Origin of the sequence: Cupriavidus taiwanensis, from assembly GCF_900250075.1 — a bacterium.
In the GTDB taxonomy this organism is placed as follows: Bacteria; Pseudomonadota; Gammaproteobacteria; order Burkholderiales; family Burkholderiaceae; genus Cupriavidus; species Cupriavidus taiwanensis_C.
The window spans coordinates 2,334,735-2,346,524 of record NZ_LT977070.1 but is presented as its reverse complement, the minus strand read 5'-3'; the positions used below and the strand labels follow the sequence as shown (position 1 = coordinate 2,346,524).

The following is an 11,790-nucleotide window of genomic DNA, read 5'->3' as shown; positions in this document are numbered from 1 at the left end:
CCGCTAGCCCGGCCTGGACCGGCCTAGAGGTCCAGCGACAGCAGGATCGGCTGGTGGTCCGAGGCATCGGTGTCGGCGTTGACCACGCAGCGCCGGATGCGGGCAACGAGCGGCTCGGTCACCAGCATGAAGTCGCAGGCAAAGGGCGGCTCTGGCCATTGTTCCTTGTCGTGCAGCGCGCAGGTAGGGGCATGCGCCTGGCCGGGGTGCGCATGCAGCCAGGCGTCGCGCCAGGCCAGAGTGCCGTCGTCGAACGGTTCCAGCATGCGCCGATAGGCGACGTCGTCGGGTTTGCTGTTGAAGTCGCCGCACAGGATGGCCTCGGCGGGGCGCGGCTCCGGCGTGAACGGGCCCGGCCACTGCTCGCTGCGCCCGGGCCTGCGTGCGTGAGCGCAAGCCTCGGCATGCCAGTCGCGCAGGGCTTGCGCCTGCGCCGTGCGCTGGGTCGCCGAATAATATTCCAGGTGGGTGCAGATCACGCGCAGCCGCGCGCTGCCGGCCTCCACGGTGGCTTCCAGCGCCACCCGCGGCATCGACGCTACCTGCGGATCCGCGGGCCAGGGCAGCGCATGCCGGAACACCTCGCGCACCGGCAGCCGGGTGGCGATCAGGTTGCCGAACTGCTTGAGCTCGCCGGTGCGGCCACGCCGCTCGACCGCCGGCGCATAGAGCAGGTGATAGCCGGGCAGCAGCGCGGTCAGCTCGGATACCTGGTCGGCGCCGGGTTCGCCGCGCAGTTCACCAAAGCCGCGCGTCACTTCCTGCAGGCACAGCACGTCGGCATCGGCCATGGCACGCACGGTCTCGACCTGCCGCGCCAGGTCGACGCGGCCGTCGGCGCCGCGGCCCCACTGGATGTTCCACGAAATCAGTTCCATGCCTGCTCTCCGTCGATGGCCGGACCTGCGCCGACGAAGGCGGCCCGGTCTGGCATACAATCGCGCTTTCGTAAAACAATACGTCAGGTTTGATCTGGTGTCCCAAGCCGTGTCCTCCCCACAAGAAACGCCGGCCGTGCCGGCTGCTGCGGCCGTCGAAGGTGCTGCCCCCGTCGCAAAGAACTCCCGTGGCCGTGGTGCCGCCCAGGGCGGTACGCCCGCGGACGAGCCCGTGGTCACGATCGACAGCCTGGACATGGAGGCGCGCGGCGTCGGCCGGCTGGTCAACGAGGACGGCACGCCCGGCAAGGTGATCTTCGTCGAGGGCGCGCTGCCCGGCGAGACCGTCAGCTACCGCAGCTATCGCCGCAAGCCCAGCTACGAGCAGGCTCATCTGGGCGAAGTGCGGCAGGCCTCGGTGATGCGCGTCGAGCCGGGCTGCCAGCACTTTGGCGTCTGCGGCGGGTGCTCGATGCAGCATCTGGATTCGCGTGCGCAGCTCGCCATCAAGCAGCGCGTGCTGGAAGACAACCTGTGGCACTTGTCCAAGGTGAAGCCCGACGTGGTGTTCCGCCCGATCGCGGGGCCGGACTGGGGCTATCGCTACCGCGCGCGGCTGACGGTGCGCCATGTGGCCAAGAAGGGCGGGGTGCTGGTCGGCTTCCATGAGCGCAAGAGCAGCTATGTCGCCGACATGACGCGCTGCGAGATCCTGCCGCCGCATGTGTCGGCGATGCTGGTGCCGCTGCGCGAGCTGGTGATGGGGCTGTCGATCCGCGAGCGCATGCCGCAGATCGAGCTGGCGGTGGGCCAGGAAGTGACCGCGCTGGTGTTGCGCATCCTGGAACCGCTGACGGATGCCGACAAGGACCTGCTGCGCGCCTTCGCCGATGCGCACGAAGTGCAGTTCTGGCTGCAGCCGAAGGGCCCCGATACGGTCTATCCGTTCTACCCGGCCGACGCCGAGCTGGCCTACATGCTGCCCGAGTTCGGCATCCGCATGCCGTTCAAGCCGACCGACTTCACCCAGGTGAACCACCAGATCAACCGCGTGCTGATCGGCCGCGCGCTGCGCCTGCTCGATGCCCAGCCGCAGGACCGCCTGCTCGACCTGTTCTGCGGCATCGGCAACTTCACGCTGCCGCTGGCGACGCAGGGCAAGTCGGTGATGGGCATCGAAGGCAGCGAGGCGCTGACCACGCGCGCGCTCGCCAATGCGGAATACAACGGACTCGCCGCCAAGACCGAGTTCGCGTGCCGCAACCTGTTCGAGGTCACCGCGGAAGACATTGCCGCGCTGGGCCGCTTCGACCGCTGGCTGGTCGATCCGCCGCGCGAAGGCGCGCTCGCGGTATGCAAGGCGCTCGGCGAGCTGGCGCAGCAGGGCAGCGACGTTCTGCCACGGCGTATTGTCTATGTGTCGTGCAGTCCCGCCACGCTGGCGCGCGATGCCGGCCTGCTGGTGCACGAGGCGGGCTACCGCCTGAGCGGCGCCGGCGTGGTCAACATGTTCCCGCATACGTCGCACGTGGAATCGATCGCGGTGTACGACCGCGACTGATCGCAGCGACCAAAAGAAAAGCCGGCCAACTGGCCGGCTTTTTTCATGCCGCGGCGACTGCCGTCATTCGCGGTTGCCGCCGAAGATGCCCAGCAGGGCCAGCAGGTTGGCGAACACGTTGTACACGTCCAGGTAGATCGCCAGCGTGGCGGTGATGTAGTTGGTCTCGCCGCCGTTCACCACGCGCTGCACGTCGAACAGGATGTAGGCCGAGAAGATGCCGATCGCGATCACCGACACCGTGATCATCAGCGCCGGCAGCTGCAGCCAGATGTTGGCGACGCTGGCCAGGATCAGCAGGATCACGCCGACGAACAGGAACTTGCCCAGGCCGGAGAAATCACGCTTGCTGACAGTGGCGATCGATGCCATCGCGCCGAACACGGCCGCGGTGCCGCCAAAGGCGTACATGATCAATGCCGGGCCGTTCGAGAACGACAAGGTGACGCTGATCAGCCGCGACAGCATCAGGCCCATGAAGAAGGTAAAGGCCAGCAGCAGGACCACGCCCATGCTGCTGTTCTTGGTCTTCTCGATGGCAAAGAAGAACCCGAACGCGATCGCCAGGAACAGGATCAGCGACAGGCCGGGGCTGCCCGCCATGAAGCTGAAGCCGGTGGCCACGCCGATCCACGCGCCGAGCACGGTGGGGATCATCGAGAGCGCCAGCAGCCAGTAAGTGTTGCGCAAGACCCGGTTGCGAACGACGACGTCAGTGACGGTCGACGCACTGTTGCCGAAACCGTAGGTATTCAGCTTGTTATCCATGGTGACTCCTGTCTCAAAACGGTGAGGCGCCGGCGTTTCGGCTTCAAATGCGAAGACTCGTATGGACGCCGGACGGAACCATCGTCAATGTGGCATCGGGCAGGCCGGATTGCAAGGGCGCGGTAATCCAATCGTCACCTGGCGCTGGCTCACGTCCGTTCGACGCCGCTCACATTGGATGTTAGCGGCGGCGCTGTGTTCCGGGGATGACAAGGTTGTAATGTGCATTTTTTGCAACTTGCTGGGGGCATGTGCGCGAGGGGCGGATGGGCACGTCCCGAGGTCTGCAAGACCCTCGAAACCGTCATAGTCTTCGTGCTAGAATTGCACGTTTAATCCATTTGTAACCCCTTCATTTTTCGGAGTTTTTCATGGCGATCGAACGCACCCTGTCGATTATCAAGCCGGATGCCGTGGCCAAGAACGTGATTGGCCAGATCTACGCCCGTTTCGAGGCCGCCGGCCTGAAGATCGTTGCTGCCAAGATGGTGCACCTGTCGCGCGGCGAAGCCGAGCAGTTCTACGCTGTCCACAAGGAGCGTCCGTTCTTCAAGGACCTGGTCGACTTCATGGTGTCGGGCCCGGTCATGATCCAGGCGCTGGAAGGCGAGAACGCCATTGCCAAGAACCGCGACCTGATGGGCGCCACCGACCCGAAGAAGGCCGAGAAGGGCACCATCCGCGCCGACTTCGCCGACAGCATCGACGCCAACGCCGTGCACGGCTCGGACGCCGCTGAAACCGCTGCCGTGGAAGTGGCATTCTTCTTCCCGGGCATGAACGTCTACAGCCGCTGATCGGCTGCTGACTGACACCAAGCCGAGTTTGCCGTCATGAACACTCTCGTCAACCTGCTCGACCTCGACGCGGACGCGCTCACCGCCTATTGCGGCGAGCTCGGCGAGAAGCCGTTCCGTGCGCGGCAACTGCAACGCTGGATCCACCACTACGGTGCCAGCCGCTTCGACGCCATGTCGGATCTCGCCAAGTCGCTGCGCGAAAAGCTCGCGACCCGCGCCGAGATCCGCGCGCCGGCCGCCATCACCGACAACCTGTCGGCCGACGGCACGCGCAAGTGGCTGCTCGACGTGGGCGAGGGCAACGCGGTGGAGACGGTGTACATCCCCGAGGAAACGCGCGGCACGCTGTGCGTTTCCTCGCAGGCGGGATGCGCCGTCAACTGCCGGTTCTGTTCCACCGGCAAGCAGGGCTTTTCGCGCAACCTCAGCACCGGTGAGATCATCGGCCAGCTGTGGATGGCCGAGTTCGCCATGCGCGAGCAACTGGGCCGCGGCCCCAAGGATGACCGCGTCATCTCCAACGTGGTGATGATGGGCATGGGCGAGCCGCTGCTGAACTACGACGCGGTCGTGCCGGCCATGCGGCTGATGCTCGACGACAACGCCTACGGCCTGTCGCGCCGCCGCGTGACGCTGTCCACCTCGGGCGTGGTGCCGATGATGGACCGCTTGTCCAAAGATTTGCCGGTCGCCCTGGCCGTGTCGCTGCATGCGTCCAACGACGCCCTGCGCGACGTGCTGGTGCCGCTGAACAAGAAGTACCCGCTGGCCGAACTGATGGCGGCATGCCGCCGCTACCTGGAGTTCGCGCCGCGCGATTTCATTACTTTCGAATACTGCATGCTGGATGGCGTCAACGACGGCGTCGAGCATGCGCGGGAACTGCTGAAGCTTGTCGCCGACGTGCCGTGCAAGTTCAACCTGATCCCGTTCAACCCCTTCCCGGAATCGGGCCTGAAGCGCTCCAACAACGAGCAGATCCGCCGTTTCGCCCAGGTGCTGATGGACGCGGGCATTGTCACCACCATCCGCAAGACCCGCGGCGACGACATCGACGCCGCCTGCGGCCAGCTGGCCGGGGAAGTGAAGGACCGCACCCGCCTTGCCGAACGCGGCAAGTTCGGCAAGATCACGCCGCTGGTGCCGGTCACTGCCAGCGGCCAGCCGCGGGAGGCGCGCCCTGCATGATCCGTCTGATCGCTGCGGCCCTGCTGGGGCTGCTGATGTTGTCCGGGTGCCAGCTGCCGCATGCGCCGGCGCAGGATCTCCAGACCGCTTCCGACCAGACCGAGTCCAGGCGCCGGGCCGGCATCCGGCTGCAACTGGCCACCAATTACCTCGAGGCCGGCCAGACTGCGGTCGCGCTTGACGAGATCAAGCAGGCCATCGCCATCGATCCGTCGCTGGCCGACGCCTACCATGTGCGGGCGCTGGTCTACATGAGCATGAATGAACCGACGCTGGCCGAGGACAGCTTCCGCACCGCGGCGTCGATGCGCGCCAATGACGGCGACCTGCTCAACAACTACGGCTGGTTCCTGTGCCAGCAGGGGCGCTACGGCGAGGCCGTGCCCATGCTGCAGCGCGCCGTGTCCGCGCCGTCGGCCGGCGGCGCGGTCAAGCCGCTGATCAGCCTGGGCGCGTGCGAACTGCGCCAGGGCCACAGCGCCGAGGCGGAGAAGAACCTGAAGGCCGCGCTGGGCTACGACCGCAACAACCCGGTGGCGAACACCAACCTGGCGCTGGTGTTCTACCGGCGCGGCGATTACATACAGGCGCGCCAGTACGTCCAGCGCGTCAACAACAGCCAATTTGTCACTGCGCAATCCCTCTGGCTGGGAGCGCGCATTGCCCACCGACAGGGCGACGGCCGCACGCAGGATGCGCTGGGGGCGCAGCTGCGCAGCCGCTTCCCCGACTCGCGCGAGGTGGCCGCCTACGAACAAGGAGCATGGGATGAGTGAGCACGACCGCGCCGCAGGCCAGGCCGTACCGACGCAAGCAGTCGGCGGAGGCGCGCATGAAGGAGAACGTGAAGCCGCGGCGCGCGAGATCGGCGCGGCGCTGGCGCGCGAGCGCGAGGCGCAGCGGATGTCCGTCGAGGACGTCAGCGCACGGCTCAAGGTGGCGGCAAGCAAGCTGCGCGCGATCGAGGCGGCCGACCTGAAGGCGCTGCCCGACGTGACCTTCGCCAAGGGCGTGATGCGCGCCTATGCCCGCATGCTCCATGTCGATATCGACCCGCTGCTGGCGCGTTTCCAGCCGCGCGCCGTGGCGCAGGTGGCGGAAATCGCCCGCCAGCGCGAAGGCGGCATCAACGCCGCCTTCGACGACCGCAACCGCTTCCGCTCCGGCGGCAATGGCGGCCGCTGGGTCTGGCTGGCGCTGGTGGCGGTGGTGGTGGCCGCGGGCATCTGGTTCGGGCTCGACCATATCCGCGCGTGGATCGACGCGCGCAGCAGTGCGCCCGAAACCGTGGCGACCGAGGCGCCGGCCGCGGATAACGCAAGCACCGAAGCTGGTATCGTGACCGCGGCGCTGCCGCCGGTGATGGCAGCCAGCGACTCACCGGCACCGTCCGCCGAAACCGTTCCGGCCAGCGCCGCGGCCGCTTCGGCAACGGTGGCAGCCCCGGCAGCGGCGGCAGCCACCGCGGCGCCGGCCGCATCGGCACCGGCAGCCCCGGCGGCATCCGCCGCGGCGGTCGGCGAGGGTGAACTGCAGATTCGCTTTGCCGCCGATACCTGGTTTGAAATCCGCGACAATAGCGGCAAGGTCGTCATGGGCGGCACCGCCAGGGCCGGCCAGACCATGGCTGGCGGCGGCACGGCCCCGTACAAGGTGGTGATCGGCAACGTCAAGGGCGTCGAAGCGTTCACGCGCGGCGGCACGCCGGTCGACCTGAAGGCAGCCAACCGCAACAACGTGGCGCGCCTGACGCTGCCCTGACGCGGGTGCGAGGTGCGGCAAGGTGCGTCTTTGCAAGGTGGTAACGCTATGAACCAACAGCTCTGTCTCCCGGTCCTGCCGGGCCCGCTGCCGCGCCGCCAGACCCGCCAGGCGCGGGTCGCGTGGGGCGACAATGTGGTGACCATCGGTGGCGATGCGCCGGTGCGGGTGCAGTCGATGACCAATACCGACACGGTCGACGCCATCGGCACCGCGATCCAGGTCAAGGAGCTGGCGCGCGCGGGTTCCGAGATCGTGCGCATCACGGTGAATACGCCCGAGGCCGCGGCCGCGGTGCCGTCGATCCGCGAGCAGCTCGACCGGATGGGTGTCGACGTGCCGCTGGTGGGAGATTTCCACTACAACGGCCACAAGCTGCTGCAGGACTATCCGGCCTGCGCCGAGGCGCTGTCCAAGTACCGCATCAACCCGGGCAACGTCGGCCAGGGCGCCAAGCGCGATACCCAGTTCGCGCAGATGATCGAGATGGCGTGCCGCTACAACAAGCCGGTGCGCATCGGCGTGAACTGGGGCAGCCTGGACCAGGACCTGCTGGCACGCATCATGGACGAGAACGCCGGGCGCGCCGAGCCGTGGCCGGCGCAGAGCGTGATGATCGAGGCGCTGATCACTTCGGCGATCGATTCGGCCAGGAAGGCTGAAGAGATCGGCCTGCCGGGCAGCCAGATCATCCTGTCGTGCAAGGTGTCGCAGGTGCAGGAGCTGGTCGCGGTGTACCGCGAGCTGGCGCGCCGCTGCGACTACGCGCTGCACCTCGGCCTGACCGAGGCCGGCATGGGCAGCAAGGGCATCGTGGCCTCGACCGCGGCGCTGTCGGTGCTGCTGCAGGAAGGCATCGGCGACACCATCCGCATCTCGCTGACGCCGGAACCTGGCGCGCCGCGCGAGAAAGAGGTGTACGTCGGTCAGGAAATCCTGCAGACCATGGGCCTGCGCAATTTCACCCCGATGGTGATTGCCTGCCCCGGCTGCGGCCGCACCACCAGCACGGTGTTCCAGGAGCTGGCGGCCAGCATCCAGGCCTACCTGCGCGAGCAGATGCCGCAATGGAAGACCGCCTACCCGGGCGTCGAGGAAATGGACGTGGCCGTGATGGGCTGCATCGTCAACGGCCCGGGCGAAAGCAAGCACGCCAATATCGGCATTTCACTGCCGGGCTCGGGCGAATCCCCGGCCGCGCCGGTGTTCGTCGACGGCGTCAAGGTGAAGACGCTGCGCGGCGAGCGCATCGCGGAAGAATTCCAGGCGATCGTAGATGAATACGTTCGCACGCATTACGGCCCGGGCGCTGCGCGGGCCGGCAAAGAAGTGGCAGCCTGAGCCGGACCGGCCGGGACCAGCAGCCTGACTAGAACAGAATGACGCAAACCGAGACCATGGCCGCCGCCGGCGCCGCCAAGACCGAACCGAAGGCACGCCCCGCCAAGGCCCTGCAGGGCGTGAAGGGCATGAACGATATGCTGCCGGCCGACGCGCCGCTGTGGGAGCATTTCGAGAATGCCGCGCGCGCGATGCTGCGCGCCTACGGCTACCAGCAGATCCGCACGCCCATCGTCGAGCACACCCAGCTGTTCGTGCGCGGCATCGGCGAGGTCACCGACATCGTCGAGAAGGAGATGTACTCCTTCACCGATTCGCTCAACGGCGAGCAGCTGACGCTGCGCCCCGAGGGCACCGCGGCGGCCGTGCGCGCCACCATCGAGCACAACCTGCTGTACGACGGCCCCAAGCGCCTGTGGTACACCGGCCCGATGTTCCGCCACGAGCGTCCGCAGCGCGGCCGCTATCGCCAGTTCCACCAGCTCGGCGCCGAGGCGCTGGGCTTTGCCGGCCCGGACGTGGATGCCGAGATCATCCTGATGTGCCAGCGCCTGTGGGACGACCTGGGCCTGACCGGCGTGCGCCTCGAAATCAATTCGCTGGGGCAGGCCGACGAGCGCGCGGCGCACCGCGAACAGCTGATCAAGTACCTGGAAGGCTTCCAGGACATCCTCGACGACGACAGCAAGCGCCGCCTGTACACCAACCCGCTGCGCGTGCTCGACACCAAGAACCCGGCGCTGCAGGAGATGGCGGCCAACGCGCCCAAGCTGATCGACTTCCTGGGCGAAGCATCGCTGGCCCACTTCGAGGGCGTGCAGCGCCTGCTGAAGGCCAACAACATCCCGTTCAAGATCAACCCGCGCCTGGTGCGCGGCCTCGATTACTACAACCTGACGGTGTTCGAGTGGATCACCGACAAGCTGGGCGCGCAGGGCACCATTGCCGGCGGCGGGCGCTATGACCCGCTGATCGCCCAGATGGGCGGCAAGCCGGCGCCGGCTTGCGGCTGGGCCATGGGCATCGAGCGCATCATCGAGCTGATCCGCGAAGAGGGCGTGGTGCCCGAGGCGGTCGGTTGCGACGTCTACCTGGTGCACCAGGGCGAGGCCGCCGCGCAGCAGGCCATGGTGGCCGCCGAGCGCCTGCGCGACGCCGGCCTCGACGTGGTGCTGCACGCCAGCCCGGACGGCAAGGGCGGCAGCTTCAAGTCGCAGATGAAGCGCGCCGACGCAAGCGGCGCGGCCTATGCCGTTATCATTGGCGACGACGAAGTGGCCGCCGGCGTGGTCCAGGTCAAGGAACTTCGCCAGCGCGAGCAGGCCGAAGGCGGTGGGCAACAGGCCACCGTGCCGGCCGAAGGCCTGGTCGATTACCTGATCGACGCCATGGTCGGCGCCAGCGAATAACCTCGCGCCGCAGCCTCACACCACGAGTATCCAACCAACGCAGGTGATTGCCTCGACATGGCTTACGATCTAGAAGAACAGGAACAGCTTGAGAATCTGAAGGCCTGGTGGCGCCAGTATGGCAATGCGCTGACCTGGGCGCTGATCATCGCGCTGCTGGCCTTTGCCGGCTGGAACGGCTGGAAGTACTGGGAGCGCAAGCAGGCCGGCGAAGCCGCGGTGCTGTACGAGCAGGTGCTGAAGGCCGCCGAGGCCCGCGATGCCGAGCGCATCAAGCGCGCCGCGACCGACCTGGAAGGCAAGTACGGCCGTACCGCCTACGGCCAGATGAGCGCACTCGTCGCCGGCCGCGTGCTGTACGATGCGGGCGACCTGACTGCCGCCAAGAGCCAGCTGCAATGGGCCATCGACCACGGCGACGAAGAATATTCGCACCTGGCGCGCGTGCGCCTGGCCGGCGTGCTGCTCGACGAGAAGGCCTACGACCAGGGCCTGGCGCTGCTCAAGGACGAGCCGCCGGCCGCCTTCGTCGCGCTCTACGCCGACCGCCGTGGCGACCTGCTCGCCGCGCAGGACAAGCGCGACGATGCCCGCACCGCCTATCGCAAGGCGCTGGACAAGCTGGGCCAGGCCGAGCCGGCGATGCGCCAGATCATCCAGTTCAAGCTCGATGCGCTGGGCGCGGCCTGATCCGGCTGCCGCCTGAACCGTTGCCATCTCGTGGCCATACCGTTGCCATACCGTTGATCCGCGGATCGAACAACAGGACCGTAAAGTTATGACGTCAGTGCTTTCCCGTGCCGTACATCGCCAGCCTGCCCGCACGATTTCCCGTGCGCTGGTGGCGGCTGCCTGCCTGGCCACGCTGGGCGGCTGCGCGCTGTTCAGCAAGGAAAACAAGCACCCGCCCGCCGAACTCAAGCCGGTATCGGGCACGCTGGCGGTGCGCCAGGCCTGGAAGGCCGATGTCGGCAAGAGCGGTGCCTATTCGATGCAGCCGGCCGCGGCGGGCAACAATGTCTACGTGTCGTCCAACAACGGCAACGTGATGGCGCTCGAAGGCGCCAGCGGCCGCGTGCTGTGGAAGGCCAAGACCGACGTGGACCTGACCTCGGGGCCGGGCAGCGACGGCTCGGTCACCGCGGTCGCGGGCGAGAAGGGCGCGGTCTATGCCTTCGACGCCAGCGGCAAGCAGATCTGGAAGAAGCAGGTCAATGGCGAGGTCCTGTCCGCGCCGCTGGTCGGCAACGGCCTGGTGGTGGTGCGCACCACCGATACCCGGGTGTTCGGCCTGGATGCCGAGACCGGCGAGCGCCGCTGGATCTACCAGCGTTCGCAGACCCCGCTGAACCTGCGCGCGGCGATGGGTATGGTGTTCGCCGGCGACGGCATCGTGATGGGCTTTCCCGGCGGCAAGCTCGGCGTGCTGACGCCGGGCAACGGCGTGCTGCGCTGGGAAAGCGCGATTTCCTATCCGAAGGGCGTGTCGGAGATCGAGCGCCTGAACGACGTCACCGGCCTGCCCATGGTCAGCGGTCGCCAGGTCTGCGCCACCACCTTCCAGGGCCGCGTCGCCTGCCTGGAGCTGGCCAGCGGCCAGCCCCAGTGGGGCAAGGATTTCTCGTCGCCGGCGGGCCCGGCGCAGGATGACAATGCGCTTTACGCCAGCGACGAGCAATCGGTGGTGCATGCCTTCGACCGCCAGAACGGCAGCGAGCGCTGGAAGAACGCCGACCTGCGCAACCGCCGCCTGGGCGCGCCGTTGGCGCTGGGCCGCTCGGTGGTGATGGGCGACTTCGAAGGCTATGTCCACTTCCTGTCGCGCGAAGACGGCCAGGTGGTGGCACGCATGAAGACCGATGGCAGCGCCATCACCGCCGCGCCCGTGGTGGCGGGGCAGACCCTGGTGATCCAGACGCGCGACGGCGACGTCTACGGTTTCCAGCCTGGCTGACAGGACCCTATGCGCGCTGCCGTACACCTGTCGGTACGGCCGGCGCCGAATCCGGTAGCATGATCCTTGGCGCGGCAATTGCAGCGGGTCGGTGACCCGCGCCGCGCCCGACAGGACAAGCGGCAGCCCG

At 67.5% G+C, this 11,790-nt stretch carries 11 protein-coding genes; 9 read left to right on the top strand and 2 right to left on the bottom strand.

What is annotated here, in order from left to right:
• Positions 1-23: 23 nt before the first annotated feature.
• A complete protein-coding gene (locus CBM2588_RS10845) occupies positions 24-878 on the bottom strand; it encodes an endonuclease/exonuclease/phosphatase family protein (protein ID WP_115680533.1) in 855 nt (284 codons plus the stop codon).
• Between the two features lie 232 nt (positions 879-1,110).
• Here CBM2588_RS10845 and rlmD point away from each other — a divergent pair, with 232 nt between their 5' ends.
• Positions 1,111-2,439 (top strand): 23S rRNA (uracil(1939)-C(5))-methyltransferase RlmD, encoded by a 1,329-nt coding sequence (rlmD, locus tag CBM2588_RS10840; RefSeq protein ID WP_115680532.1) that lies wholly within the window; start codon positions 1,111-1,113, stop codon positions 2,437-2,439.
• A 63-nt stretch (positions 2,440-2,502) separates the two neighbouring features.
• Here rlmD and CBM2588_RS10835 read toward each other — a convergent pair whose 3' ends face one another.
• Positions 2,503-3,207, bottom strand: a complete 705-nt coding sequence (locus tag CBM2588_RS10835; RefSeq protein WP_012353168.1) for a Bax inhibitor-1/YccA family protein — start codon at positions 3,205-3,207, stop codon at positions 2,503-2,505.
• Positions 3,208-3,578: 371 nt separating this feature from the next.
• On the opposite strand from CBM2588_RS10835, the gene ndk reads away from it, so the two are divergent.
• From ndk to bamB, 8 genes are all read left to right on the top strand, one after another.
• Complete coding sequence (ndk, locus tag CBM2588_RS10830) at positions 3,579-4,004, top strand: nucleoside-diphosphate kinase (protein WP_012353167.1); 426 nt, start codon at positions 3,579-3,581, stop codon at positions 4,002-4,004.
• A 36-nt stretch (positions 4,005-4,040) separates the two neighbouring features.
• Complete coding sequence (gene rlmN, locus CBM2588_RS10825; RefSeq protein WP_115661801.1) at positions 4,041-5,195, top strand: 23S rRNA (adenine(2503)-C(2))-methyltransferase RlmN; 1,155 nt, start codon at positions 4,041-4,043, stop codon at positions 5,193-5,195.
• The gene (pilW, locus tag CBM2588_RS10820; RefSeq protein ID WP_115680531.1) at positions 5,192-5,971 is read left to right on the top strand and encodes a type IV pilus biogenesis/stability protein PilW; all 780 of its coding nucleotides are present in this window, start codon (positions 5,192-5,194) and stop codon (positions 5,969-5,971) included. Before rlmN ends, pilW begins: the two co-directional genes overlap by 4 nt.
• Positions 5,964-6,956, top strand: a complete 993-nt coding sequence (locus CBM2588_RS10815; RefSeq protein ID WP_115680530.1) for a RodZ domain-containing protein — start codon at positions 5,964-5,966, stop codon at positions 6,954-6,956. Before pilW ends, CBM2588_RS10815 begins: the two co-directional genes overlap by 8 nt.
• A 48-nt stretch (positions 6,957-7,004) precedes the next feature.
• Positions 7,005-8,297, top strand: a complete 1,293-nt coding sequence (ispG, locus tag CBM2588_RS10810) for a flavodoxin-dependent (E)-4-hydroxy-3-methylbut-2-enyl-diphosphate synthase (RefSeq protein WP_018007774.1) — start codon at positions 7,005-7,007, stop codon at positions 8,295-8,297.
• A 38-nt stretch (positions 8,298-8,335) separates the two neighbouring features.
• On the top strand, positions 8,336-9,706 hold the full coding sequence (gene hisS / locus CBM2588_RS10805) for a histidine--tRNA ligase (RefSeq protein WP_115680529.1): 1,371 nt from the start codon (positions 8,336-8,338) through the stop codon (positions 9,704-9,706).
• A gap of 57 nt (positions 9,707-9,763) precedes the next feature.
• Positions 9,764-10,396 carry a YfgM family protein gene (locus CBM2588_RS10800; protein ID WP_115680528.1) on the top strand — a complete coding sequence of 211 codons (633 nt, stop codon included), beginning with the start codon at positions 9,764-9,766 and terminating at the stop codon, positions 10,394-10,396.
• A gap of 88 nt (positions 10,397-10,484) precedes the next feature.
• On the top strand, positions 10,485-11,660 hold the full coding sequence (bamB, locus tag CBM2588_RS10795; RefSeq protein WP_115680527.1) for an outer membrane protein assembly factor BamB: 1,176 nt from the start codon (positions 10,485-10,487) through the stop codon (positions 11,658-11,660).
• Positions 11,661-11,790 lie beyond the last annotated feature (130 nt).